General features: G+C 62.6%; 22 protein-coding genes and 2 riboswitches. Of the genes, 5 read left to right on the forward strand and 17 right to left on the reverse strand.

Going from position 1 to position 25532, the window contains the following annotated elements:
* Positions 1–31: 31 nt before the first annotated feature.
* Together FEF26_RS07055 and FEF26_RS07060 are read left to right on the forward strand one after the other, a co-directional pair.
* Entirely contained in the window at positions 32–571 is a 540-nt protein-coding gene (locus FEF26_RS07055) for an NUDIX hydrolase family protein (protein WP_138252838.1), read from the forward strand.
* Positions 572–619: 48 nt separating this feature from the next.
* Positions 620–1102, forward strand: a complete 483-nt coding sequence (locus tag FEF26_RS07060; RefSeq protein ID WP_138252839.1) for a hypothetical protein — start codon at positions 620–622, stop codon at positions 1100–1102.
* A gap of 197 nt (positions 1103–1299) precedes the next feature.
* On the opposite strand, the gene FEF26_RS07065 is transcribed toward FEF26_RS07060, so the two are convergent.
* Positions 1300–2514, reverse strand: a complete 1215-nt coding sequence (locus tag FEF26_RS07065; protein ID WP_138252840.1) for a sensor histidine kinase — start codon at positions 2512–2514, stop codon at positions 1300–1302.
* 94 nt (positions 2515–2608) lie between these two features.
* On the opposite strand from FEF26_RS07065, the gene FEF26_RS07070 reads away from it, so the two are divergent.
* On the forward strand, positions 2609–3340 hold the full coding sequence (locus FEF26_RS07070; protein WP_138252841.1) for a response regulator: 732 nt from the start codon (positions 2609–2611) through the stop codon (positions 3338–3340).
* 38 nt (positions 3341–3378) lie between these two features.
* The gene (locus tag FEF26_RS07075) at positions 3379–4617 is read left to right on the forward strand and encodes an acyl-CoA dehydrogenase family protein (RefSeq protein ID WP_138252842.1); all 1239 of its coding nucleotides are present in this window, start codon (positions 3379–3381) and stop codon (positions 4615–4617) included.
* An 8-nt stretch (positions 4618–4625) separates the two neighbouring features.
* Here FEF26_RS07075 and gcvT read toward each other — a convergent pair whose 3' ends face one another.
* From gcvT to FEF26_RS07155, 16 genes are all read right to left on the reverse strand, one after another.
* A complete protein-coding gene (gcvT, locus tag FEF26_RS07080) occupies positions 4626–5762 on the reverse strand; it encodes a glycine cleavage system aminomethyltransferase GcvT (RefSeq protein ID WP_138252843.1) in 1137 nt (378 codons plus the stop codon).
* A complete protein-coding gene (gene gcvP / locus FEF26_RS07085; protein WP_138252844.1) occupies positions 5762–8632 on the reverse strand; it encodes an aminomethyl-transferring glycine dehydrogenase in 2871 nt (956 codons plus the stop codon). Before gcvP ends, gcvT begins: the two co-directional genes overlap by 1 nt.
* Before the next feature lie 47 nt (positions 8633–8679).
* Positions 8680–8765: riboswitch (glycine riboswitch) on the reverse strand.
* A 4-nt stretch (positions 8766–8769) separates the two neighbouring features.
* Positions 8770–8878: riboswitch (glycine riboswitch) on the reverse strand.
* On the reverse strand, positions 8871–10721 hold the full coding sequence (locus tag FEF26_RS07090) for a serine hydrolase (protein WP_138252845.1): 1851 nt from the start codon (positions 10719–10721) through the stop codon (positions 8871–8873). (Overlaps the previous riboswitch by 8 nt.)
* The gene (locus tag FEF26_RS07095) at positions 10718–11116 is read right to left on the reverse strand and encodes a cupin domain-containing protein (protein WP_138252846.1); all 399 of its coding nucleotides are present in this window, start codon (positions 11114–11116) and stop codon (positions 10718–10720) included. The genes FEF26_RS07090 and FEF26_RS07095 overlap by 4 nt, the downstream gene beginning before the upstream one ends.
* Positions 11117–11419: 303 nt before the next feature.
* A complete protein-coding gene (locus FEF26_RS07100; RefSeq protein WP_138252847.1) occupies positions 11420–13678 on the reverse strand; it encodes a polyribonucleotide nucleotidyltransferase in 2259 nt (752 codons plus the stop codon).
* A 322-nt stretch (positions 13679–14000) separates the two neighbouring features.
* Entirely contained in the window at positions 14001–14267 is a 267-nt protein-coding gene (gene rpsO / locus FEF26_RS07105) for a 30S ribosomal protein S15 (protein ID WP_138252848.1), read from the reverse strand.
* Between the two features lie 95 nt (positions 14268–14362).
* Positions 14363–15214 carry a class I SAM-dependent methyltransferase gene (locus tag FEF26_RS07110; RefSeq protein WP_138252849.1) on the reverse strand — a complete coding sequence of 284 codons (852 nt, stop codon included), beginning with the start codon at positions 15212–15214 and terminating at the stop codon, positions 14363–14365.
* Positions 15211–16224: a bifunctional riboflavin kinase/FAD synthetase gene (locus tag FEF26_RS07115; RefSeq protein WP_138252850.1), complete on the reverse strand. Its 1014-nt coding sequence runs from the start codon at positions 16222–16224 to the stop codon at positions 15211–15213. Before FEF26_RS07115 ends, FEF26_RS07110 begins: the two co-directional genes overlap by 4 nt.
* A 1-nt stretch (position 16225) precedes the next feature.
* Positions 16226–16684, reverse strand: coding sequence for a hypothetical protein (locus FEF26_RS07120; RefSeq protein WP_208012862.1), 459 nt, complete (start codon positions 16682–16684; stop codon positions 16226–16228).
* Positions 16666–17022, reverse strand: a complete 357-nt coding sequence (locus FEF26_RS07125) for a hypothetical protein (RefSeq protein ID WP_138252888.1) — start codon at positions 17020–17022, stop codon at positions 16666–16668. Before FEF26_RS07125 ends, FEF26_RS07120 begins: the two co-directional genes overlap by 19 nt.
* A 5-nt stretch (positions 17023–17027) precedes the next feature.
* Positions 17028–18053 (reverse strand): tRNA pseudouridine(55) synthase TruB, encoded by a 1026-nt coding sequence (truB, locus tag FEF26_RS07130; protein ID WP_138252851.1) that lies wholly within the window; start codon positions 18051–18053, stop codon positions 17028–17030.
* Positions 18054–18071: 18 nt separating this feature from the next.
* Entirely contained in the window at positions 18072–18542 is a 471-nt protein-coding gene (gene rbfA / locus FEF26_RS07135; RefSeq protein ID WP_138252852.1) for a 30S ribosome-binding factor RbfA, read from the reverse strand.
* A 92-nt stretch (positions 18543–18634) separates the two neighbouring features.
* Positions 18635–21427, reverse strand: a complete 2793-nt coding sequence (gene infB, locus FEF26_RS07140) for a translation initiation factor IF-2 (protein ID WP_138252853.1) — start codon at positions 21425–21427, stop codon at positions 18635–18637.
* Between the two features lie 140 nt (positions 21428–21567).
* A complete protein-coding gene (locus tag FEF26_RS07145; protein WP_138252854.1) occupies positions 21568–21855 on the reverse strand; it encodes a YlxR family protein in 288 nt (95 codons plus the stop codon).
* 40 nt (positions 21856–21895) lie between these two features.
* The gene (gene nusA, locus FEF26_RS07150; protein WP_138252855.1) at positions 21896–22864 is read right to left on the reverse strand and encodes a transcription termination factor NusA; all 969 of its coding nucleotides are present in this window, start codon (positions 22862–22864) and stop codon (positions 21896–21898) included.
* Positions 22865–22886: 22 nt separating this feature from the next.
* Entirely contained in the window at positions 22887–23471 is a 585-nt protein-coding gene (locus FEF26_RS07155; RefSeq protein ID WP_138252856.1) for a ribosome maturation factor RimP, read from the reverse strand.
* A gap of 51 nt (positions 23472–23522) precedes the next feature.
* Here FEF26_RS07155 and FEF26_RS07160 point away from each other — a divergent pair, with 51 nt between their 5' ends.
* Positions 23523–25355 (forward strand): proline--tRNA ligase, encoded by a 1833-nt coding sequence (locus FEF26_RS07160; RefSeq protein ID WP_138252857.1) that lies wholly within the window; start codon positions 23523–23525, stop codon positions 25353–25355.
* Positions 25356–25532 lie beyond the last annotated feature (177 nt).

Raw genomic sequence — 25532 nt, forward strand, 5'->3', positions numbered from 1 at the left:
CAACCCGGCGAGCTCATGAGAACATAGTGACATGTCTGTCCGCACTCCCGATCCCCACCCTGGCTGGCTCAACGAAGACGACCTCTACGAGGCCCGACGGCGCTTGCCCATGGTCTACGTCGAAGCTATTCCGGTCCGGCTCGACTCACTGGGCTATGTCACTGAAGTCGGCCTGCTCTACACCGCTGACGATGACGGGCGGGTGTACCGCACAGTGGTCTCCGGTCGGGTGCTCTACCGCGAGACCATTCGTGCTGCGCTGATCCGGCATATTGAGAAGGACCTCGGGCCTATGGCCATGCCTCAACTGCCCGCATCCCCCTCGCCACTGACCGTCGCTGAGTACTTTCCCTACCCCTCGGAGACCGGCCTGGTGGATGACCGCCAGCACGCCGTGTCCTTGGCATACATCGTCCCAGTCAACGGTGAATGCTCAGCCCGTCAGGACGCTCTTGAGCTGTCCTGGCTCTCCCCCGAGCAGGCGCTGACCGCCGAGGTGCAGGCTGAGTTCATTGGCGGTCGGGAGAAGCTGATCCGCCAAGCCCTGGCCCATGTGGGCCACACTCAGTGAACTGACCACTCCAGCCGCGCATACGCGGCGAAAGGCTGAAGACACGTCATGACCACCCCAGCTCCGGAAAAGTCCGCAGGACGACGACGCGGCAGAACCACCTCATCAGACTCCCCTCGGCCTCGACTCAGGTTGGGTGCCGTCGGGTGGACGGTTTCATGGCTCGTTCCCACCGCGCTGATGGGTGCAATCCTCCTCGGAATGTCGTTCGTTCCAGGTCTGGACGGCGAAGGCTATCTCACTCCCCTGATTCCGCTCCTGGCGGCCGCTGCGGTCGTGGTGGGCATTCCCGGCACCCTCCTGGTGAGCTGGCTGCTGCGGCACCACCTGAACCCCGTGGCGCATGTGCTGGGCTATGTGCTGGTGGGCCTGCTCTACGGGCCTGTGGTCCTATTCGCTGGCGCCGGAGGACTCGTGCCTATGCTGATACCTATTGTGGGTTTTCCTGCAGGAGTGCTGCTGGGCATCGGCCGATGGATCGCCCAACCACTTGCGAGTGTTGACCAGCCTGCAGATCAGACGACTGAATGAGTGAGGGCTCGGGCGGTGCCGTTCTCACCGCCCGAGCCACAGGTCGGATGAGCCAATTCTGGAGCCGTTGCACCGGTACTCCAGGTGCTCGAATCCCACCTGATGTGGGCGCACCTGGGCGCACCGCACCCATCGAGTCTGGTAGCTGAAGAGGATCCTGACTAGTCAACTTTCGTCTAAAGATGAGGACGCGTGCTTCAGGACTTTTTGATATCTCGCACGCAGACTTCCCATCGGTCGTGATCGTCATAGCCACTGGTCATCACCCCACCGAATGCTTCGGCGCGGTCCTGCACACCTTTCAGACCGGCTCCTGAAATGCCCCAGCCTGGTGCCCCGTGCTCCGGGACGAGCACAGTATTTGTCACGCACATGCTCACCTGTTCCTCGACGACGTCGATCTCGATCCAACACTGTGCCCCGCGGCCTGCGAACTTCGCCGTATTAGTAGTGCACTCCTGCAACATCCGGTAGAGAGCCGCACTCACCGACCGAGTGAGCGAGCTTAGATCCCCGTTGATACTCAGGTCCACGGTGATGCCTAGACTCTCCAACTCTTCGGCGAAGGCCTCAGCACCTATTCGGACATCAAGCTCGCTGGCTGAAGTCAGCGGGCTGACACTGTCATCAGAGGTGTTGTCATCCTTGAGCACCGCGAGCATCCTTCGGAGGTCATTGAGCGCGACCCTGGAGGAGTTTCCAATGACCTCTACCGCCTCACGGTAGGCCTCATCGGTATCTTTGACCTGCGCGGCACGGGACTGCATAGCGATGATGGTGATGTCATGGGCGACGATGTCGTGGAGATCGCGAGCGATCGACCGTCGCTCAGCGGTGGCTGCCAGCTGGTGACGTTGTTCCACTTCCTGAAGGTCGCGGGCCGACTGCAGGCTCACATCAGTGGCGCGACGGAAGGAAGACCCGACGCCGTAGGCCACAAGAAGCCCTCCGGTAAGTCCACCAAAAGCCACGGCAGCCGCGGCCAGGTCCTCGAAGTTCGACGAGTAGGCCCCACCCCACAGCAGCATCACCGCCAGCACTCCTCGGCGGAAAGGTTTGGTCGTCGCCAAGGCAGCCAGGCCGGTCAGCAGCAGGGCCAGCACAACGGAGTACGCCCCATCCTCAACAAAAAGCGCCATGGCGAGAACCGCAAGGCCTGCAGTGACCCCAATGGTCACGCTCATCGACAGCAGAATCACGCATCCCACAGCCACAAGACCTGCGATGGCTGGCCCCGGCGAGAACTCCTCACTGGCGACCACATCGTAGAGCACCTCAACACCCAGAGTGACTCCGAAACCAAGGGTGGCGACCACCAGCAGTCCCTTGTCCAGGGCCCGGTGGGACCAGTAGCCACCGGATTCGAACTCTTCCACAATGGTCTGGGTACGTCTTTTGGCGGATTCAGGCATGCACGCCAGTCTAGAGACCTTCAGCCCAAGGTCTCCCGGCTCCTGATCAGGCGGCGCTCAGGCCCCCTGATCACGGTGGCATAGGATGGAAATCATGACCATCTCCTCCGAGGGCTCTGGCACTGATTCTCCGGGCGCTCAGCCGCCTACCAACGGCACGGTGCGGGTCCTGATCTCCGACGATCATCCTATGATGTCCACCGCCCTGCGCACCTACGTCGACTCTGCCTCAGGACTGGAATGTGTCGGAGAAGCCCGGGACGGAGAGACCGCCGTTGACATGTGCGGCGAACTTCATCCGGACGTGGTCCTTATGGACCTGCACATGCCATCCATGGGCGGCATAGAAGCCACCCGGGCCATCCGGCAGCAATACCCAGACATCGCTGTTCTTGCCGTGACCACATTTTCCACCGAACTCTATGTGATTCCTGCTCTCCGAGCTGGGGCCGGTGGTTACTTCCTCAAAGACGCAGAACCTGAGCAAATCATTGACGCCATCCGAGAAGTCCATGAAGGCTCGGCGGTCTTCTCCCCCACGGTGGCGCGGCAGCTGATGATTGCGGTGAAGAATGAACCCGCACAAGTCGCCACGGCCCTGGAACGCTTCCCTGAGGTCCCCCATATCCCAGCTCGCGAGTTGGAGGGACTCCAACTGTTGGCCACCGGGCGCTCCAACGCGGAGATCGCCGAGAAGATGATGGTCTCAGAAGCGACGGTGAAGGTCTATATGGGGCGCATTATGAAACGCCTCGACGTCCGAGACCGTATTCAACTGCTCATCCGAGGGGTTGAGCTGGGCCTGGTGGAGCCCTCACTGAACTGATTCCCCTACGTTAGTGACTATCCGGTAACATGTGCTGTATGACACATGAGCCTGATTCTGTGATTGATCCTGAGTACGACGTCGCCACCCCCCTTGACCTGGATTACTACGGAGTCTTCGCCGACATCCCTGAGGCCGATAAACGGTGGTGGGCCGCTGCCAGAAGTTTCGGCGAAGGGCTCGAGCCCCGGATGACCGAGCATTGGGAGAAGGCCGAGTACCCGACCGACCTGGTGCGCAAGGCCGGCACCATGGGACTCTTCACGGATGGGGTTGATGTCTCAGAGCTCGGCATGGAAACACTCTCCCCCATGGCGGCTGGGCTCGTGAACATGGAGACCTCCCGCATTGATGGATCGTTGAACACCGCACTGGCAGTCCAGGGGGGCCTGGCTGTACGGACCCTGGCGCTGTTCGGCTCTGAGGCTCAGAAGGCTGAGCACCTGGCTAAGCTGGTCTCCTGTGAAACCCTTGGCGCCTTCGCACTGACCGAACCCACCCACGGTTCCGATTCGGTGTCCCTCGAGACCACCGCTGAACTCCAAGGTGACGAGGAGACCGGCCGCTACATCATCAATGGAGCCAAGAAGTGGATCGGCAACGGAGCCTCCGGCGGAATCACGTTCACCTGGGCACGTGTGGTCGGCGGAGAGCACGACGGCAATGTGCGCTGCTTCCTGGTGCCTCAGGAGACCCCGGGCTACCGCTCTGAAGTCATCCAGCACAAAGCGTCACTGCGTGCCATCCACCAGGCGTTGATTCAGTATGAGAACGTCGAACTGCCGGCCGAGGCAGTCCTTCCGCTGTCGAAGACGTTTAAAGACGCAGCGACTGTGCTGTTCGCCACCCGGCTCGGGGTCGCCTGGTCCGCGGTAGGCCATGCGGCTGCCTGTGTGGAAGCTGCTCTGAACTACTCCAAGCAGCGCAGGCAGTTCTCCAAGCCCATCGGCGCCCACCAGCTGGTGCAGGAACGGCTGGCCTTTATGGTCTCTGAGCTGACCAGTATGCAGCTGCATGCCAAACAGGTCACAGAGCTCGACGCCGCCGGAAAGCTCTCAGGACCGCAGGCTTCGATGTCCAAGCTTCACAACACTCGCAAGGCCCGGCAGATTGCCCAGGTGGCCCGTGACATGCTGGGCGGCAATGGGATCCTGCTGAGCAACAAGGTGGCCCGGCATATGGCAGATATTGAGTCTGCACACACCTATGAGGGCACCGAATCAGTGCAGTCCCTGATCATTGGCCGCGACCTCACCGGGTTCTCCGCCTTCGCGTAGCTGGCGCCTCAGGTGCCGCTGGCCTGCTCCCGCCTGTAGAAGGGGGGTTTGGTGACCTCAAACGGGATGGGCTTGCCCCGAACGTCTACGTGGAGCTCGGTACCTGGCTCCACGTAGGCCACATCCACATATCCCATTGCGATGGCGTGACCCAGAGTCGGACTCGGAACACCAGAGGTGATCTCACCGATGGGAGCGCCTTCCAGATTCTGGATGACATGGCCCTTCCGGGCAGCTCGCTTCCCCGAAGCCTTCAATCCGACCAAGCGTTGCCCCGTGGTCTTTCCCACTCCGGCTGCCTTCGCCTGCTCCAGGGCAGCCCGGCCGATGAAGTCCTCCTCTTTGGAGAAGGCCACCACCGGCAGCCCGGCCTCTTGAGGCTTGCGCGAGGTGGTGAGTTCATTGCCGTAGAGCGGCATGCCAGCCTCTAAGCGCAACGAATCCCGACAGGCAAGACCGCACGGAGTCAATCCGAAATCGGACCCACCCTCAAGCAGCGCCCGCCATAGGGCCCCGGCCTTGTCGTGAGGCAGGTACAGCTCAAAACCGTCCTCCCCGGTGTACCCGGTACGAGCCAGAAGGATCTCTTGTCCACCAATGGTGACCGTGGTGTGGGCGTAGTAGGACAGGTTCTCCACCAGGTCGATCTCATGGGCGCGCACCAAGGAAGACACGATCGCCGCACTGGCAGGACCCTGCACGGCGATCAGGCTGATGCCCTCGGATTCGTCCCAGATCTCCACATCGAAGTCAGCAGCCCGTTCGGTCAGCGCAGCTGCCACCACTTCTCTGTTGGCAGCATTCGGAATGACCAGGTATTCCTGCTCACCGATGCGGTAGGTGATCAGGTCATCGATGATGCCCCCATCTGCAGTGCAGATGAGTGAATACTTGGCTTTTCCGGGTTCGATCTTGGCCAGATTGCCGACCAGAGCAGTGTTAAGGAAGGTGGCGGCCTCAGCCCCGATCACCCGCACCTCCCCCATATGGGACAGGTCGAACATGCCGGCGGCGCTGCGCACTGCCCGGTGCTCTTCCAATTCCGAAGAGTACTTCAGCGGCATCCGCCAGCCGCCGAAGTCCGTAAAGGACGCACCAAGCGCCTCGTGTTCGGCCGCGAGCGCGGTCTCTTTCAGGTCAGGCATCAGTTCACCTCAAAGGCTTCAGGTGGTGGGCAGGAACAGACCAGATTGCGGTCACCGTGAGCCCCATCAATTCGGCTCACCGGCGGGAAGTACTTGTCCTGACGCAGAGCCGGCACGGGGAAAGCACCCCGCTGCCGGGTGTACACCCGGTCCCATTCATCGGCGGCGACCACAGCAGCCGGGTGGGGTGCGTGGCGCAGAGGCGAGTCGGCGGCGTCGTGCTCACCGTCAATCACCTGCTGGATCTCAGCGCGTACTGCGATCATGGCTTCGATGAAGCGTTCGATCTCCTCAAGATCCTCCGACTCGGTGGGTTCCACCATGAGCGTGCCCGCAACAGGGAAAGCCAAGGTGGGAGCGTGGAAGCCGTAGTCGATGAGGCGTTTGCACACATCCTCAGCGGTGATGCCGCTGGCCTTGGTGAGTTCACGCAGGTCCAAGATGCACTCATGAGCGATCAGCCCGTTCTCACCGGTGTAGAGCGTCGGGTAGTGGTCTGCGAGCCGCCGTGAGATGTAGTTGGCACCAAGTAGGGCGTGCGCTGTGGCGCTGGTGAGCCCCTCGCCGCCCATCATGGCCAGGTAAGCCCAGCTGATCGGCAGAACACCGGCGGAGCCGTAGGCTGTGGCCGTGACCGGCGCGGGCCCTGAAGCCTCATGCGGGCTGCCCGGCAGGAAGGGAAGCAGGTGCTCAGCCACCGCCACTGGACCGACCCCCGGTCCGCCGCCCCCATGGGGGATGCAGAACGTCTTGTGCAGGTTCAGGTGGGAGACGTCACCGCCGAATTCGCCGGGCTGAGCCAGTCCGACCAGCGCATTGAGGTTGGCACCGTCGACGTAGACCTGGCCGCCGGCCTGGTGGACCTTCTGGCACACTTCCCGCACATCTGCCTCATAGACACCGTGGGTGGAGGGGTAGGTGATCATGATCGCGGCGATCCGGTCCGGGTACTGCTCGATCTTGGCGTCAAGATCCGCCAGGTCGATTGTGCCGTCTTCGGCGGTGGCCACCACCGCCACCTGCAGTCCGGCCAAGACTGCTGAGGAAGCGTTGGTGCCGTGTGCTGAGGCGGGTATGAGGCAGATGTCGCGGGCGGCGTCGTCGTTGGAGAGGTGATATTGCCTGATGGCGAGCAGCCCTGCATATTCACCCTGGGAGCCAGCGTTGGGCTGGATGGAGACCCCTGCGTATCCGGTGATCTCAGTGAGCCGCTGCTCCAGATCGGCAATCAGTCCCCGCCATCCCTCAGTCTGGTGCTCCGGGGCGTAGGGGTGGATTCCAGCGAACTCCGGCCAGGAGATGGCCTCCATCTCGGTGGCGGCGTTGAGCTTCATCGTGCAGGAGCCCAGCGGGATCATCGTCCTGTCCAGGGCAAGATCCCGGTCCGCCAGTCGCCGCAGATAGCGCATCATCTGCGTCTCAGACCGGATGGAGTGGAAGACGGGGTGCGTCATAAACTCCGTGCTGCGCACCAAGGAATCGTCGAATGCGTAATCGCCTTCGAACTCCACCCCGTCGTAGAGCTCGGCAGCCTGGCTGGGTTTCTCCACCAGGCCGAACGCATAGGCGAGCAGGTACATCTCACGGGTTGTGGTGGTCTCATCAGTGCTCACACCGACCGTTGTCTCATTGACCCGGCGGAGGTTGATGCCGGCCGATTCGGCCTTGGCCAGCACGTCCTGAGCCTGCTCAGCTGATTCACAGTGGACCTGGACGGTGTCGAAGAACGATTCGCTCACCAGGTGCCATCCGGCGCTGCGCAGCACCTCAGCAAGGGCCCGAGCTTGCGTATGGGCTCGCTCAGCGATGCGGGTGAGGCCTTCAGGGCCGTGGTAGACCCCATACATGGAGGCGGCTACGGCCAGAAGCGCCTGGGCGGTGCAGATATTGGAGGTGGCCTTCTCCCGGCGGATGTGCTGTTCGCGTGTCTGCAGAGCCAGGCGGTACGCGGGTCGCTCCTCGGCGTCCATTGAGACGCCCACCAACCGTCCTGGCAGTTGGCGCTGAAGCCCGGACTTCACCGCCATATACGCGGCGTGTGGGCCGCCGAAGAACAGGGGCACACCAAAACGCTGGGAGCTTCCCACGGCAATGTCGGCACCTTGCTCTCCTGGTGCGGTGATGAGGGTCAGGGCGAGCAGATCGGCGGCAACCGTCACGAGGGCTCCGCGTTCCTTGGCCTGGGCTATCACCTCACTGTGGTCCATCACTGACCCGGAATTGCCGGGCTGCTGGAGGACCAGCCCGCAGATGTCACCTTCTGGCAGACCTTGCCGGAGGTCGGTGAATTCAAGCTCAATACCGACTGCTTCCGCCCGTCCGGCAATGACGGCGCGGGTCTGCGGGAAGACGTCAGCGTCCACCACGATCTTCGCGGCGGCGAGCTTCTTATTGGACCTGCGCATCAGCAGGATCGCTTCGGCCACGGCTGAGGCCTCATCCAGCAGCGAGGCATTGGCGATGTCCAGACCGGTGAGGTCGGCGACCATCGTTTGGAAGTTCAGCAGAGCTTCCAAACGGCCCTGGCTGATTTCTGGCTGATAAGGGGTGTACGCGGTGTACCAGGCGGGGTTCTCCAGGACATTGCGCAGCACCACGCTGGGTGTGTGGGTGCCGTAGTAGCCCTGGCCGATCATCTGGGTCTTCACCTGGTTCTGTCCCGCGTACCGGCGGAGCGCGGCGAGAGCCTCCGGCTCTGAGAGCGCAGGCGGCAGGTTCAGCGGTTCAGGCTGCCGGATCCCCCCGGGAACGGCGGAGTCGACGAGCTCTTCCATGGACTCGTAGCCGAGGGCGTTCAGCATGGTCGCCGCTGAATCATCAGTGGGACCCATATGCCGGGAAGCAAATCCGGAGGGAATCGAATATGTCATAGGCTCAACCTTACGGGCAGGGGTGCGCTAGCGGTCAGTACCCCTCGCTCTGTGATCGGACCTGAGAGATTCGCCGTATCTGCCGGCTTGCACCTTCGGTGAGAGGAGGTGCACCCTCCTCTGCTTTCCAGAGTTGCCACCCCGTTGCGGTCCTTCAGTGGACTGGCCTGAGAGATTCGGAGGGGGTTCCTTGCTCCTTCGGCGCCGAACGGTCAGCGACTGTTCGAACTCTCCCGCATCAGGGACGTGGCCTATATTCAGTTGACCCTATTTTGCCACACGCCTGGTAAGCGGCCAGCCCGAGCGCTCCCAGGGTCTGGGCGGGCCTTCCAGCAGGTGCAGGTCCGGCCTCGCGTCCGCGGGGTAGGAATGCTGCTGCGACGGCCAGCTCTGCGCCCGAATCTTCGGCCTCCGGGCGAGTGATCAGCACAGAGGCCCACCCATGCTCGGGCGCGCGCACACGTAGTTCCATTCCTGAGACGCTCCACTGCGGAACTTTCATTGGGCCAAATCCGGGCAGCCCGTATGCGAGGCCGGAGGGTTCGAACACATGGGACATCCACCCAAGAACCCGTTGCGCCGCTGCGCGGCTGATGCCCAGTGAGCGCCGGTCCTCTCCTGATGAGCACGACGACGCCTGGGGGCCTGTGAGCCCACCGGCTTGGGCGAGTCCAGCCAGCAGCCGCGCCAAATCCTGGGGTGAGGTGAGGCCTTCGAGCAGATCGCCGGTGGCGTTCTGGGGCTTTTCCTGACCGGTGATGACCGTCTGGTCGAGCCCCGGTGCACAGAGGGACAGCTTCTCGACAAACCTGCGGGACTCGCCCAGGAGATCGTAGCTGCGCTGCACCAGCGAGTCGCGCAGCGCCAAGGAAACAGCGGCATCGCCGGTGCTGATAATCAGTCCCACAGCGTCCCCCAGGCTCATTGTGAGTTCGCCGGTGAGGGTTCTCAATGGGCCCACCAGCGCTTGTCTTCTGTGTGCACCGGTGATGGTCACAGCCGCATCGAGCAGCTGTGGGTTCTCAGTGGCGGCATCCACAATGGCAAGTGCGGCGAAGAGCTTGCCTACTCCAGCCAAGGGGTGCCGTGTGGTGGGCTCCCGGGTCTGCTGCGGCGTCGTCGTGCTGTCTTTCAGCGTGGCTGAGAAAAACGCTGCTTGCTTCGGCCGTGTCGCCTGCGCCTTTCCGGGAGCCGGCGGTTGTGTCTGAAGGTGCCAGGTTTCCACAGCCTGGCCTATTGAGGCGAAGAGCTCGTAGGCCGCCAAACGGCCTGGTGTGCCGGAGGGAAGCTGAGTCGAGATTTGCTCAGCGAAAACCGCTACCGCCGCGGCAGGCGCTCCGTCGGAGTCCAGTGCCAGTCCGATTTGGGAAAGCCCGCGTAGTCCCCGCCCATTCTTCTCCGCGAAGCTCATGGTGGAAGTGCTCGCTCCCAGCAGTGGGGTGTAGATCTTTGTCATCAGCCTGATGGCGAACCTGCACAGGTCCTGGCTCATGAAGAGGGAGTCCGCAGCCCGTTCGTCATGAGTGGCTCGGCCGAGCAGCTGCAGCAGCTTCGCCTGGTCGGCGGCGGTGGTCACCGTCATGTGTTCGATGCTGTGGTGCCAGTCCAGGTCACCGCTGCGGGGAAAGATCTCCCGGTGGATGGTGGCGTCGAGACCCACCCAGGAGCAGTAGTCATTGACCCACTGCAATGCATCCCCGGTAGCTTGGTTGATCGCGTGGAACACCAACTGTGTACAGATGTTGTCCGAGGTGATCATCATCTGCCGCAGGTGATCCTCCAGGCTAAGTGCGATACCGGGTGCGAGGTCCTTCATGATGCCGGCCTGGACCCCGTCCTTCAGCGCCTCCGTGATGACAAGACGCTGGTCAAGTGCAAGGTCCCCGCGGTGGACCAGAGCGAGGCAGGCCAGCAGCAGGCTCACTTTGCGGGTGCTGAAGGACGCCAGCTGGGTGTGCTCGCCCTGGCCGATGCTGGTGCACTGCTGATCACCGGCACCTACGCGGCTGATCTGCCAGTGGACCCGAAAGGGCTGGTGTTCCGCGAGCTGGCGCACCTGTGTGTTGAGCCGGCTCAGCTCAGCACTCACGTCTGCTGTGCGTGGTGGGTGGGACCGGTGAGCATGGTCAGCAGCAGGACACTGGACCCGGCGGTCTCTGCCGGGCAGATGACCGCGTGGCGCAGCCGGGCGGGGACGTGGACCACCACACCGGGCTGCAGGGACACTGTCTCCTCACCCGCGGTGAATGACAGCTGACCGCTCAGGCACTGAACCGTGATCGGGTGCGCGGCCTGATGTTCGGGCATGGACTGGCCGGGGGCAAAGGTGAACGCGATGATGTTTCCACCATCGGCCTGGATGAGACGCTTGGCCACTGGGGACGACCGATCAGAAGCGGCCGGGGGCGCCTGGGCCAGGACGTCGACAGATGTCAGAGCTGGGGAGTGCTGCGGTGCGCTGCTGCCGTGGGGAGTCTGAGTCATTCTCCTACGCTACAGGGGCCTCCACCCGTGAATTGGGGAGCTTCGGTGGGACTTCAGCGGCCAAAAGACAGAAAGTCCTATCAAGACTGCCGCCAATTACTGAAAAAGAGGGCTCGGCAGGCAACCAGATGGGACGACGCATGCCAGCGCTCCGCGAGTCCCATCGAGACTCCCGCATGCTGCAACCCGTAAGTTGGGCGCCCAAGAGGCGGACCATACGCACTAAGCCGGCAGCCTCCCCCGTTTTGGGGGCGCTGCCGGCCCTTCGTGTGAAGCCAGTCAGGTCAGCTGACTGGCGCGCGCTTATGCGTCCTCAGTGATGACCTGGTTGACGCTCTGCTTGTCATCGCCGGAGTCGGTCTCCTCGACCACTGGGATGAGGCTGAGCTTGCCGCGGTCGTCAATCTTGGATAGCTCGACCTGGATCTTCTGACCCACACCGAGGACGTCCTCGACATCGTTGACGCGCTTGCCCTCATTGAGCTTGCGCAGCTCGGAGATGTGCAGCAGCCCGTCCTTGCCTGGGGTCAGGCTGATGAACGCACCGAAGGTGGTCAGCTTCACCACAGTGCCGAGGTAGCGTTCGCCGACCTCGGGGACAGTCGGGTTGGCGATGGCATTGATCGCCGCACGGGCAGCATCAGCAGCCTCGCCGGTGGTGGCGCCGATGAGCACAGTGCCGTCATCTTCGATGGAGATGTCTGCGCCGGTGTCCTCCTGGATCTGGTTGATCATCTTGCCCTTCGGGCCGATGACCTCACCGATCTTGTCCACCGGGACGCTGACGCTGATGATGCGGGGCGCGAACTGGCTCATCTCATCCGGAGCATCGATTGCGGCGCCGATGACTCCAAGGATGTGCAGCCGCGCCTCACGTGCCTGCTTCAGTGCGGCGGTCAGCACGCTGGCGGGGATCCCGTCCAGCTTGGTGTCCAGCTGGATGGCGGTGATGAACTCTGAGGTGCCGGCGACCTTGAAGTCCATGTCACCGAAAGCGTCCTCAGCACCCAGGATGTCCGTCAGTGCGGCGTAGCGAGTCTCACCGTCAACCTCGTCGGAGACCAGGCCCATAGCGATGCCAGCCACTGGTGCGCGCAGCGGCACACCGGCGTTGAGCAGGCTGAGCGTGGACGCGCAGACCGACCCCATGGAGGTGGACCCGTTGGACCCCAGCGCCTCCGAGACCTGCCGGATGGCGTAGGGGAACTCTTCGCGTGACGGGAGCACCGGGACCATGGCGCGCTCTGCGAGGGCGCCGTGTCCGATCTCGCGGCGCTTGGGTGAACCCACGCGTCCGGTCTCACCCACGGAGTAGGGCGGGAAGTTGTAGTTGTGCATGTAACGCTTCTTGGTCTCTGGAGACAGGCTGTCGATGCTCTGCTCCAGCTTCAGCATGTTCAGCGTGGTGACACCCATGATCTGGGTCTCCCCCCGCTCGAAGATCGCGGAGCCGTGGACCCGGGGGAGGACCTCAACCTCAGCGGTGAGCTGGCGGATGTCCGCCAGGCCGCGTCCGTCGATGCGCACCTGGTCGCGAAGGATGCGCTGACGGATGACCTGCTTGGTCAGTGAGGACAGTGCCTTGCCGACCTCGCCTGCGCGGCCTTCGAACTCCTTGCCCTCGCCGGCCAGCTGCTCAACCAGTTCAGCCTTGAGCTCGCCGTCGGCGGTCTCACGCTGCTGCTTGTCAGCGATCTGGTAAATACTGGAGAGCTTCTCCTCTGCTGCGGACTTGACCGCCTGGAGGACGTCGTCCTGGTAGTCCTCGAAGATCGGAACCTCGACGGGCTCTTTGCCGGCGCGTGCGGCCAGATCGGCCTGGGCCTCGCAGAGGACCTTGATGAACGGCTTGGCAGCCTCCAGGCCCTCAGCAACGATCTCCTCGGTCGGAGCTGTGCGACCCTGCTCCTTGATGAGCTTCCATGAGTCGTCGGTGGCCTCAGCCTCGACCATCATCACGGCGATGTCATCACCGACGATGCGGCCGGCGACGACCATGTCGAACACGGCGGTCTGCAGCTGGGAGTGCTTGGGGAAAGCAACCCACTGGGCGCCGTCGCCATCGTCGATCAGTGCCACTCGGACACCACCGATGGGACCGGAGAACGGCAGCCCGGAGAGCTGCGTGGACATGGATGCCGCGTTGATGGCGACGACGTCGTACAAGTCGTCAGGGTTGATGGAGAGAACGGTCTCTACGACCTGGACCTCGTTGCGGATGCCCTTGGTGAAGGCGGGGCGCAGCGGGCGGTCGATCAGTCGGCAGGCCAAGATCGCGTCTGTGGAAGGACGTCCTTCACGGCGGAAGAAGCTTCCGGGGATGCGGCCGGCAGCGTACATGCGCTCTTCGACGTCCACCGTCAGAGGGAAGAAGTCGAAACCCTCACGGGGGGATTTGCCGACTGATGTGGCCGAGAGAATCGTGGTCTCTTCGTCCAATGTGACAAGTGCCGAACCGGCGGCCTGCTTGGCCAACCGTCCGGTCTCGAACTGGATAGTTGATGTGCCGTACTTGCCGTTGTCAATTACGGCTTCGGCAGTGTGAACCTCAGGTCCCTGCATAGGGTGGGGTTTCCTTTCGTATTGCTATAAGGGAGTTGTTCCCTCTTGCTGGCGTGGGAGCAGAACTCCCATAGGTGTGCCAACACAGCGCACTGAAGGAACTTCAGTGCCATACGAGCCGAACCGGAGCAAGGCGGTCATCGATCGAAGCCCACGGGTGCGGGTGCACTCACGCACTCCCGTAAGCCACTACCGAAGACCGGACCATGCGTCGTCGTCGGTTCATCAGCTGTATTGGCTTATCACAGTGTCTCATACAACGATGGACGGCCCCGAAAGGAGCCGCCCATCAGTGTGCTTGGTGCCGGTGCTTGACCGAAAATCAGCGGATGCCGAGACGCTTCTTGAGGTCACGGAACCGCGTGATGTCCTTGCGCTCGAGGTACTTCAGCAGACGGCGACGACGGCCGACCAGGATCATCAGACCGCGGCGGGTGTGGTGATCCTGCTTGTGCTCCTTGAGGTGTTCAGTGAGGTCGGAGATCCGACGGGTCAGAACTGCGACCTGAACCTCAGGTGAACCGGTATCGCCCTCGTGGGTGGCGTACTCTTCGATGATCTGCTGCTTGACAGCGGGATCTAAAGCCATGGAAAAGCTCCTTGTGTGTTGTGCCGCGTTCAGGAATCCGGTCTTACCCGGTGCCAGCCACCGCGGACTGCAGCTCGGCGACTCACCAGACTACCTCACTGGGTGGACATATGCAGCGCAGTGATCTGCGGGAGCATCACAGAATCTTCTGGAGCCAGTCCACGCTCCCTCAGGAGAAAGTCCTCCAGGTTGGTTCGGCGTCTGGCTCGTTCGGCGTCGTCGGCGGAGAGCCATGAACTCAAAGTGGTCGCGTAGCGGAAAATCTCTGTGACCTTCAGGGTCCGCGACCAGCGGTACTCCAGACTGCTCGCCGGTGAGAAGTACTCCGGGTCAAGTCTGGGCCGCCAGCCGGGACGGTAAACATCACCGGCGCGCATAATCCGGGTCAGCCGGTGCACAGTGGGATCAGAAGTGTCCAAGTAGTTCCACATCAGTCCCAGAACACCGTGGGGCTTCAGCAGCCGGGCAGCCTCGGCCTGCGCGGCAGCAGGGTCGAACCAGTGCCATGCTTGAGCTGCGACCACCAGATCAGCGCAGTTATCGGCCAGGTCGGTGTTTTCATAGGACGCACAGTGCCCCTGGACTGTTGAGCCGCCGCCGTATTCGCGGGAGGTCTCCAACAGCATCTTGAGCATGGGCGCACTGGGCTCCACGGCATGCATATGAGCACCTGCTGCCAGCATTTGCCGGGTGAAGATGCCGGTCCCCGCCCCGAACTCGACCACTGTGGGCAGAGCTTCAGGTGTGTCTTGCGCCCTGAATCGGACCAGGTCGAGGGCATCTGTCACGGCCTGCTCTGGGTATCGGGGGCGGACGGCGTCGTACTCCGCCGCCTCAGCTGCGGACTGACTCTTGGCAAAGGAGTCGCCAAGGTGTTTGCGGCGCTGCTCGGAAACAATCTGCGGCTGCTCGTCAGAGCGCCGTCTGGGAAGGTTCGGTGGTGTCATTCCGCGCGGAGGGCGGTGGCGGCAGAGCTGCGGGAGGCGTTGAGCACTTCCCGGGCGTCCTGGACGTCCTTGTGCATCTGCTCAATGAGCTTCTCCGCGCCTTCGTAGGCGACCATACCGCGCAACCGGCCCACGAATTCCACGCGGAGGCGCTGACCGTAGAGATCAAAGTCCTCCACCTGCTCATCCGGTCTGTCCAACACATGTGCTTCCACCACGCGGATGAGTCCGTCGAATGTTGGGTTTGAGCCAACGGAGATGGCGGCCGGCCACCGGTGGTGGTGATTATCAGTCACCCACCCCGCGTAGACGCCGTCGGCCGGGACCATCCCTTCAGCGTCCTGGGAGAGGTTTGCGGTGGGGAATCCAAGCTCCCGGCCCCGGGCCTCACCGTGAACAACCTCTCCGACGACCGCGTGCTGGCGGCCGAGCATCCGGGCAGCGGAGGCCACATCTCCCTGTTCAAGGGCGTGCCTGATCGCGGTGGAGGAGCACCGTTGCGCGGGCTCCTCGCCTGTTGGATCCTCCACAGGGAAGTCATCGACTCCAATGACCTCGAATCCGAAGGTCTCTCCCAGCTGGACCATCGTGGTGAAGTCGCCCTCGTTCTGGCGTCCGAAGCGCACGTCATGCCCGATCACCACTGCCACCGGATTCAGCGCATCCACAAAGTAGCGGCGCACGAAATCCTCAGCTGTGTGGCCGGCCAGCTCTGCGTTGTAGTGAAGGACCAGGGAGGCGTCCACACCGCTGGATTGGAGACGAGCCAGCTTCTCACCCAGCCCAGTCAGAAGCTCAGGGGCCGACTCTGGACGGTGGATCAATGCGGGATGGGGATCAAACGTCAACGCCACGGCGGCTGCGTTGCGGCGGCGGGCCGCCTCGTTCAGCTTCGCCAGAACCTGCTGGTGGCCCCGGTGCACGCCGTCGAAATTGCCGATGGTGAGCACAGTGGGCCCCAGGTCGGCGGGGACGTCATCGAGCCCGTAGTAGATATGCACGGCGTCCATCCTAAGGCCGGTGGCGGAAGAGCCAGAAAAGCCCGACGAACGGCAGGATCAGGGGAATGAACCCATAGTCACGCCCGAAGCCTCCCCACACGGTGGCGACCTCGAACAGCTCAGGTTGGATCAGCGTCCAGGCGCCCACCCCGATCACCCCGACCATTTCGATCAGCACAGCCACCAGTGCGACCCTCCAGGCTGTAGCCGAGGTGCGCGCCAAGGCAAGGGTAGCCACCACATAGACTGCGGCGGCGAACGCGGAGAGTGTCAGTGCCAGTGGCGCGTCAACGAACTGCACCTTGCCTTCCTGTGGGAAGGGCGTGATTTGGTAGAAGGCGCGAGCAAATGCACTGACGGCGAAGATGCCGTAGGCGGTGATGATCAGCATCCCGACTCCCCGGTTGCGGGGGCTTTTGGCTGGTGCCGATTCTGCTGCACCACCAGGTACTACAGTGCGCTTCCCCACCAGATCTCCTCCATGCGGTACACCATGACAAACACCACGAGCCCTACAAAGCTCATCACAAGATTAGACCAGCGTGTCTTGTCCACCATCGCCCAGATGAAAACACCCACCGGCAGCATCAGGGCGGTCAGAATGTATCCCCAGAATTCCCACGCCTCACCGGTGATGGAGGCCCCCATGGCCTGCCGCACACCCGCGTAGACGCCGTACACGATCAGATAGAGCTCAATGGCGGCCAGGCTGATGATGGACGAATCCGCTGGATGAGCGCGTACGGCTGTCATGGCCCAACAGATCAGTGTGGAGAGGGCACAGACCACGGTGCCCAGGATGAACATTGCGGTCACAGCGCAAATACTAGCTCTGGTTTGGCTTGGAGAGCTTGCGGTCCAGCCGTGGCAACTTGGGCAGCATCAGGCGACGACGACGCCCCCGGCTTGGCTGGGATGTCCTGGAGCAGGGCGACCAGCTCCCCATCAGGCGCGAAGGCTGCGGTGAGCCTCTCACGTGTGGGGGTGATGATCTGAGGTTCTTCAGCGGTATCCGCGGCTGTGAGCTCTGGGGAGGCGCTGGCGGTGATGCGTCGGCCGTGCCGCAGGTGCTCGGCTTCCTCGGCGGTCACCTGCCGGGCCGGAAAGAGTTGCCCGGCCGCCTCGGCCAAACCGATGTACCCGAAATCTTCGGCCAGCTGTTCAATGGTGAGGCACTGGTCCACTCGATAGGGGCCGACAGCTGTGCGTCGAAGCGCGGTGAGGTGGCCACCAGTGTCTAACAGCTCGCCGAGATCGCGGGCGAGGGCACGCACGTAGGTGCCGGAGGATACGGAGACGGTGACATCTAGGTCTGTCAGTTTGCCGCCGTCGATCCGTCTCAAGTCGCCGATTGTGAACTCGTGGACGGTGACGGGGCGGGCGTCGAGTTCGACGTCTTCTTCCGAGCGGGCTCTGTCATAGGCCCGCCGACCGTCGACCTTGATAGCGCTGACGGTGCTCGGCACCTGCATAATCTCACCGGTGAGCCTGGCCACGGCCTGCTCAATCTGTTCGCGGGTGAGTGCGTTGGCGAAGCGTGTGGAGAGGACCTCGCCCTCGGCGTCGTCGGTGGTGGTGTTCTGCCCCAGCCGGATAGTGGCTGTGTAGGTCTTGCTGACCCCCACAATGTGGGTCAGCAGACGAGTAGCACGGTTGATGCCTACAACCAGCACACCGGTAGCCATGGGGTCCAGGGTGCCGGCGTGGCCGACTTTGCGGGTCCCTGCAAGTTTGCGGATGCGTCCGACGACGTCGTGGCTGGTCCAGCCGGCCGGCTTGTCCACGAGGACAAGACCGGAGCCGACTTCCAGTTCTTCAGGGCGTTGTTTCTTTGCCACAGTCGGAGCTGACTCGCCTTAGCGGTCTTCCGGTGCGGGGCGGTCGCCTTCGGCGTTAGCCTCCCCGGCGTCAGCATCGGAACGGTACGGAGACTCGTTCACCGGCTGGGCGCCTTCGCGCAGGGCCCGGACCTGTTCGTCCTGCTCGCGGGCCTTCCGGAGGAGATCTTCCAAATGGGCCGCTGACTCAGGGATCTCGTCTGCGGTGAACTCCAGGGTGGGAGTCAACCGGATGCTCAGCTGCCGGCCCACCTCATGGCGCAGAACCCCACGGCTTGCCCACAACAGTTCGACGGCGGCCTGCTTGGCCTCATCGTCCTCAGCGAGGACTGTGTAGTACAGCGTGGCGTGCTGCAGGTCGTTTGTGACACGGGCGTCGGTGATGGTGATCATCTCCGCCCTGTCGTCCTTCACACGGGTGCGCAGGGCCTCGGCCACGATCACTTTAATGCGGGACGCCAGACGCGATGCGCGTGCTGGATCTGCCATAGATGCCTCCTCAGCTCTGCTGTCGTGAGGCCTTCGGCCGGCCAACAGGATGGTGATCCTGCGGCCGGCCGAAAAACTCACGACTTCTCATATTATGTGCGCGGAATTTCGCGCATCTCCCAGGTTTCGATGATGTCGCCATCTCGGACATCGTTGAAGCTGCCCAGGCCGATACCACATTCGAATCCGTCACGGACCTCAGTGGCGTCGTCCTTGAAGCGGCGCAGCGACTCGATGGTGAGGTTGTCGCCGACCACATTGCCGTCGCGAACAAGTCGCGCCTTGGCGTTGCGGCGGATGATGCCGGAACGAACAATCGACCCCGCGATGTTGCCGAACTTGGAGGAACGGAAGACCTCGCGGACTTCTGCGCTGCCCAGCTGCACCTCCTCGTACTCCGGCTTGAGCATGCCCTTCAGGGCCGACTCAATGTCGTCGATCGCTGCGTAGATCACCGAGTAGAAGCGCATATCTACGCCTTCACGGTCAGCCAGGCTGGTGACGCGCTCCGCAGGGCGGACGTTGAAGCCGATGATGACCGCGTTGTCCACTGTGGCGAGGTTGACGTCGTTTTGAGTGATCGCGCCAACACCGCGGTGAATAACCCGCAACTGCACATCGGCTCCAACATCGATCTTCAACAGAGCATCTTCCAGAGCCTCGACCGCACCCGAGACGTCTCCCTTGAGGATCAGGTTCAGTGTGTCGATCTTGCCGTCGGCCACAGCCTGGTCGAAATCTTCCAGGGTGATGCGCTTACGGCGCTTGGCCAGCAGGGCGTTACGCTCGGCTGCTTCACGCTTCTCAGCGATCTGGCGTGCAGTGCGGTCATCGCTGGTGACCAGGAAGCTGTCGCCGGCCCTCGGGACCGTGGACAGGCCGAGCACCTGGACCGGACGGGAAGGAGTTGCCTCTTCCACAGCTTCACCTGTGTCATCGAACATAGCGCGGACGCGGCCGAAGCCTGTGCCTGCCACCATATTGTCACCGACACGCAGTGTTCCGGACTGCACCAGGACGGTCGCGACGGCGCCGCGGCCCTTGTCGAGGTTGGCTTCAATGGCCACACCACGAGCTGCCTTCGAAGGGTTGGCAGTGAGTTCGAGGGCTGCGTCTGCGGTCAGCAGGACAGCTTCCAAGAGCTCGTCGATGTTGATGTTCTGGATCGCCGAGACGTCCACGAACATGACATCGCCGCCGTACTCTTCGGGGATCAGTTCGTATTCGGTGAGCTGGCCACGGATCTTATCCGGGGCTGCGCCTTCCTTATCAATCTTGTTCACTGCCACGACCACAGGCACGTTTGCTGCCTTGGCGTGGTTGAGGGCCTCCACTGTCTGCGGCATGACACCGTCATCAGCTGCGACTACAAGCACGGCAATATCGGTGACTTTCGCACCACGAGCACGCATGGCGGTGAACGCCTCATGGCCGGGGGTGTCGATAAATGTCAACGAACGTTGCTGGCCTTCATGTGGAACGTTCACCTGGTAGGCGCCGATGTGCTGGGTGATGCCTCCGGCCTCACCCTCGGTCACCTTGGAGGACCGGATTGCGTCCAGCAGTCGTGTCTTACCGTGGTCAACGTGACCCATGACGGTCACCACTGGGGCGCGGGCTTCCAGGTCCTCAGCGGATTCTTCAGCTTCCTCGTCATCCAAGTTGATGTCGAAGGACTCCAGCAGCTCGCGATCCTCATCCTCTGGGGAGACGATCTCTACCTTGTAGCCGAGCTCTTCGCCCAGCAGATGGAATGTCTCCTCATCCAGGGACTGGTTGGCGGTGGCCATTTCTCCGAGCTTCATCATCACTGTGATGAGTGCTGCCGGCTCGGCGTTGATCTTCTCTGCGAAGTCACCCAGGGATGAACCGCGGCGCAGCTTCACGATCGTGCTGCCGTCACCCTTGGGGACGCGCACGCCACCAATTTCGCGAGTGTGCTTCTGCTCAAGCTCCTGACGCTTTGCGCGCTTGGACTTGCGTGCCTTGGACTTGGAGCCGCCTCGACCGAACGCTCCGGCTGCTCCACCGCGGCCACGACCGCCGCTTCGTCCACGCGGGGGTCCACCTGCTGGAGGACCTCCTGGTGCGTTTCCGCGGCTTGGTGCGGGCGACTGGCCCGGCATCATAGACGGCTTGGGCGTTCCCGGACGTGGTGCCGCTGGGCGGCCACCTTCAGCGCCGGCAGGGCGCGGGGCACCTGGCCGTGCACCTGGGCGCGGTCCTGCTGCGCCACGATCCCCGCCACGTTCTCCACCGCGCATCCCCTGCCGGGGTGCGAAGGGGTTGTTGCCGGGTCGCGGACCACCGGGACGTGGGCCTCCGCCACTTTGGCGGGGTCCACTGGTGCGGGCGTTTTCACGCTCTGATGCCAGTCCGAATGGATTGTTGCCGCCACTACGCGGCTTGGCCCCAACAGGTTTGGCTGCGGGTGGTTTGGGACCACCGGGCTTGGGTCCGGGTGCCGGAGGCTTGGGCCCACCTGGCTTGGGAGTAGCCGAAGTCTGCTCGGATGTCTGTGGCTTCTCAGCGGCGGGCTCTGCAGGTTCAGCTGCAGGTGTGGGCTTGGAAGGTTCGGGCTGCGCCGGCTCTTCCTTTGCGGGTTCAGGCTTAGCCGCTTCGGGCTTGGGCGCTGGACCTGGCTTGGCTCCACCTGGCTTAGCTCCACCGGGAACCCCAGGTTTCTTGGGCGCGGGTTTTGCGGCAGGCTTCTCTGCAGGCGGTTCGGCCTGGGGAAATGCAGCACGTAGCTTTTTGGCTACGGGGGGCTCAACAGTTGATGACGGAGACTTGACGAACTCGCCCATCTCCTGGAGCTTTGCTAATGCTTCTTTTGATGAGACGCCAATATCTTTGGCAATCTCATGTACGCGGGCCTTGGCCACTGTTCTCCTTGTCTGGCCCGCGCGATGCCCCGCCAGCCAAGCGGGGCTTGACGTTAGCGGCTCATCGAATCAGGCCGTTTAGCATGATTGATTTCCGAACGGTGAATGGCGCTCATGATAGGGAGCTCATCCGTCGGTGCTCATCGGGTGTTCATCTCTTTCCAACCCGCCTTCGTCGCTGTGGTCAATTGTTCGATGTCTTCGAACGCTAGCTGTGCTGTGGCGACCGGCTTCCGGAAGGCCCGGTTGAAGGACCTTTGTTTCAGCGCGGCCTCGAAACATTGTCGACTGCGGTGCAGCCAGGCGCCTCGGCCTGGCATTTTCCGCTCGGCATCCAGGACAACCTGATCGCCGTCGAGCACGAAACGTACGGCACTGTCCTGCTCAGTCTGCGATCGGCAGCCGACACACGTCCTGATTGGGACCATAAGAGTCTATCAGTGAGGTCAAGAACCTGCGGCCTGAGCCTCAGGCCCCTGCATCCGAGACGATGTCGATCCGCCAGCCGGTCAGCTTTGCTGCCAGGCGGGCGTTCTGCCCCTCTTTTCCAATGGCCAACGACAGCTGATACTCAGGGACCACGACTCGTGCTGAGCGGGTGGCCTCATCCAGAACAGTGACGGAACTCACTTTGGCTGGGGAGAGTGCATTGGCGATCAGACGTGAGGGCTCGTCGCTGTGATCGATGATGTCGATCTTTTCGTCATTGAGTTCGCTCATCACCGCACGCACCCGGGACCCCATAGCGCCAATGCAGGCACCCTTGGCATTGATCCCGGACTGGGTGGCGCGGACAGCAATTTTGGTGCGATGCCCGGCTTCACGTGCGATCGAGGTGATCTCGACCGAACCATCCGCGATTTCGGGGACCTCATGGGAGAACAGTTTCTTGACCAATCCGGGGTGCGACCGCGACAGAGTGATCTGCGGGCCCTTGAAGCCCCGGTGGACATCCACCACGAAGGCACGCAGACGCGAGCCGTGCACATAGGACTCACCCGGCACGTGTTCCTGGGCAGGCAAGTCAGCCTCGACCCCGCCGATATCCACTTTCACAGTGTGCGGATTGCGGTCCTGCTGGACAATTCCAGAGACCAGCTCCCCTTCTTTGGACTTGAACTCGCCAAGTACGCCCTCATCCTCCGCATCCCGGATGCGTTGCATGATGACTTGCCGTGCAGTGGACGCCGCAACGCGTCCGAAGTTCTTGGGGGTGTCGTCAAACTCGCCGATCACCTGGCCGTTTTCGTCCATTTCTTTGGCCAAGATCGTCACGTGCCCGTTTTTCTCATCAATCTCTGCTCGGGCGTGCTGCAGTGCTCCCGGGCTCTTGTGGTAAGCGAGCACCAGAGCCTGTTCAATAGCAGGCATCAGCCGTTCGAGGGGTATGTCACGCTCTTGGACCAGCATGCGCAGGGCGCTCATATCGATATCCACTTGTGCCTCCGGTCAACCTTCTTCAGTCTTTATGTGAAAACTCTACCTGGACACGGGCCCGGGCGATGGATCCGAAGCTGATGTGGGTGTCTGGTCCGATTTTTGGTTTCATGCCCTTCTTGGGTGGGGGCTTGATCTCTGCGACCACGATGCCCTCATCATCAACGTCATTGAGACGAGCAGTCAGCGCTGCTGCACCTCCAGAGCGCTCATCAGCAGTTCTGTCGATCTCCAGCAGTCGACCCACGTTTCTGCGGAAGTGTCGGGGCTCAGTCAGAGGACGCGTGGCACCGGGGGTGCTGACTTCAAGATCGTAGGTCTCCAGGGCTGCCAAGGGCGCGGCGGCGTCGTCGTTCTGCTCACCCTGATCCAGGACGACGGAAAGCGCCTCGGAGACCCCTGCGATGGTGTCCAGGTCCACATTCTCTGTGCCCTCCTGGTAATCGACAGACACTTGAAGCACAGTGCGCTGGCCAGTGGTGGTCACCGCAACCTCGTCCACGTGGAGCCCATGGGCGGCCACAGTGGGTTCGATCAGAGCAGCGAGCTTCTTGGCCCGGGCGTCTTGAAACCGTTGGTCTTCAGCGGGGCGTGGTGGGACTGCCATGTGTTCCATTCTGCCAAACAATGCCAGCTCCGCCCGACTAGACTCGTCCTCATGACCACACGCCTGTCTCATCTTTTCCTGCGCACATTGCGCGACAATCCTGTTGATGCCGAGGTTGCCAGCCACCGCCTTTTGGTCCGCGCCGGCTATATCCGGCGTGCGGCTCCGGGGATCTACTCCTGGCTGCCGCTGGGGGTGAGCGTGCTGCGCAGGCTCGAACAGATTGTGCGCGAGGAGATGGACGCCATTGGGGCGCAGGAGGTGCACTTTCCCGCACTCCTGCCCAAGGAACCCTACGAAATCTCTGGCCGGTGGAAGACCTACGGCGACGGCATCTTTGTGCTCGGAGACCGAAAGTCTGAGGAGATCGAACCCAGGGTACGTAGGCCCAACTACCTGTTGGCGCCCACCCATGAGGAGATGTTCACGCTGCTGGTGAAGGATCTCTACAGCTCCTATAAGGACCTTCCGGTGAACCTCTACCAGATTCAGACCAAGTACCGCGATGAGGCGCGCCCCCGGGCTGGGCTGCTGCGTGGGCGTGAGTTTGTGATGAAGGACTCCTACTCCTTCTGCGTCACCGACGAGGACCAGCGCGCAGCCTATGATGCCCACCGTGCCGCGTATGTGCGCATCTTTGAACGGCTCGGCCTCGCCGCTGTGCCGGTCTCCGCCGACAACGGGACCATGGGCGGCTCGGCGTCTGAGGAGTTCCTCTTCCCATGCGATATCGGGGAGGACACTTTTGTGGAATCCCCGGGCGGCTACCGGGCCAATGTGGAGGCCGTCACCAGTGTGCCCCCTGCGCCTCAGGATTACGACGACGCCCCCGCCGCAGTGGTGCACCACACCCCCGGCACCGACACGATTCAGACTCTGGTGGACGCAGCGAACACCCACCAGCCACGTGATGATCGGCAGTGGACTGCTGCAGACACGCTGAAGAACGTCGTCGTTGCGGTCATCACCCCTGACGGGGAGCGCAAGGTGGCAGTCATCGCCGTACCGGGTGACCGCGATGTTGACTTCAAGCGTGCGGAGGCGACTATCGGCAGCACCCTGGGGATCGACGGTGAGGTGTCCGTTGAGGCAGCCGAGCCGGGCGACTTCGCGAAACATCCGGGCCTGGTGCGCGGCTACATCGGCCCTGGTCTGAGTCTGGATGCCCCCCACCTTGGCAAAGATTCATCTACCGGCATCCCGTACCTTGCGGATCCGCGAATCGTGACCGGCACCCGGTGGATCACCGGCGCCAACGAGCCTGATCAGCACGTCTTCGGCCTGGTGGCCGGACGAGACTTCACCTGGGATGACACCATCGAATCAGTGGTGGTCCGTGACGGGGACCCTGCTCCTGACGGTTCCGGCCCGCTGACCACCCGGCGCGGCATCGAGCTGGGCCACATCTTCATGTTGGGGCGTTACTTCTCTGAAGTGCTGGGCCTGAATGTCCTCGATGAGAACGGCAAGCAGACCACCGTGGCGATGGGTTCTTACGGTTTCGGGGTCACCCGCGCATTGGCGGCCCTGGTGGAGGCGAATCATGACGGCCGGGGCATCATCTGGCCGGCAGCAATAGCACCGGCGGATATCCACCTGGTGGCCACTGGCAAAGGCTCTGAGGTCTTCGAAGCTGCGGAGACGTTGGCTGAAGAGCTGGAGGCTGCAGGCTTGTCGGTGATCTACGATGACCGTCCTAAGGTCTCCCCCGGGGTGAAGTTCGGCGATGCTGAGTTGGTGGGCGTTCCCACGATCGTGGTGGTCGGCCGCGGTTTGGCGGAGGGCAAGATAGAGGTCAAGGATCGCCGCACCGGCGAAGCGGAGAACATCGACCTGACGGCAGTCGTGCCGCACCTCGTGGAACGGGCCCGCACCCTGAGCTGAGGGGCGGGCGTCACCCCTTCCACCTCTCCCCACCCTCCTGCCGTTTTACCCTGCCTTGCTGGAATGACAAGGCGCTATCGCGCGAGGTTTTCCTGATAAGGCAGGGTAAAAGCGGCGTGGGCTTTCAACTTATCCACACATTGCGATGAACTTCACTAAACACAACCAAATTGAGTC

Source organism: Nesterenkonia salmonea (assembly GCF_005771525.1).
GTDB lineage: Bacteria > Actinomycetota > Actinomycetes > Actinomycetales > Micrococcaceae > Nesterenkonia > Nesterenkonia salmonea.

Coding starts and splice junctions, on each gene's coding strand:
- FEF26_RS07145 (WP_138252854.1), bottom strand. CDS start 21,855: ATGGTCCCAATCAGGACGTGTGTCGGCTGCCGATCGCAGACTGAGCAG.
- rbfA (WP_138252852.1), bottom strand. CDS start 18,542: ATGGCAGATCCAGCACGCGCATCGCGTCTGGCGTCCCGCATTAAAGTG.
- FEF26_RS07095 (WP_138252846.1), bottom strand. CDS start 11,116: ATGACTCAGACTCCCCACGGCAGCAGCGCACCGCAGCACTCCCCAGCT.
- FEF26_RS07110 (WP_138252849.1), bottom strand. CDS start 15,214: ATGACACCACCGAACCTTCCCAGACGGCGCTCTGACGAGCAGCCGCAG.
- FEF26_RS07055 (WP_138252838.1), top strand. CDS start 32: ATGTCTGTCCGCACTCCCGATCCCCACCCTGGCTGGCTCAACGAAGAC.
- FEF26_RS07160 (WP_138252857.1), top strand. CDS start 23,523: ATGACCACACGCCTGTCTCATCTTTTCCTGCGCACATTGCGCGACAAT.
- FEF26_RS07065 (WP_138252840.1), bottom strand. CDS start 2,514: ATGCCTGAATCCGCCAAAAGACGTACCCAGACCATTGTGGAAGAGTTC.
- FEF26_RS07060 (WP_138252839.1), top strand. CDS start 620: ATGACCACCCCAGCTCCGGAAAAGTCCGCAGGACGACGACGCGGCAGA.
- rpsO (WP_138252848.1), bottom strand. CDS start 14,267: ATGGCTTTAGATCCCGCTGTCAAGCAGCAGATCATCGAAGAGTACGCC.
- FEF26_RS07115 (WP_138252850.1), bottom strand. CDS start 16,224: ATGGACGCCGTGCATATCTACTACGGGCTCGATGACGTCCCCGCCGAC.
- FEF26_RS07155 (WP_138252856.1), bottom strand. CDS start 23,471: ATGGCAGTCCCACCACGCCCCGCTGAAGACCAACGGTTTCAAGACGCC.
- FEF26_RS07070 (WP_138252841.1), top strand. CDS start 2,609: ATGACCATCTCCTCCGAGGGCTCTGGCACTGATTCTCCGGGCGCTCAG.
- gcvP (WP_138252844.1), bottom strand. CDS start 8,632: ATGACATATTCGATTCCCTCCGGATTTGCTTCCCGGCATATGGGTCCC.
- gcvT (WP_138252843.1), bottom strand. CDS start 5,762: ATGCCTGACCTGAAAGAGACCGCGCTCGCGGCCGAACACGAGGCGCTT.
- FEF26_RS07125 (WP_138252888.1), bottom strand. CDS start 17,022: ATGTTCATCCTGGGCACCGTGGTCTGTGCCCTCTCCACACTGATCTGT.
- FEF26_RS07100 (WP_138252847.1), bottom strand. CDS start 13,678: ATGCAGGGACCTGAGGTTCACACTGCCGAAGCCGTAATTGACAACGGC.
- FEF26_RS07075 (WP_138252842.1), top strand. CDS start 3,379: ATGACACATGAGCCTGATTCTGTGATTGATCCTGAGTACGACGTCGCC.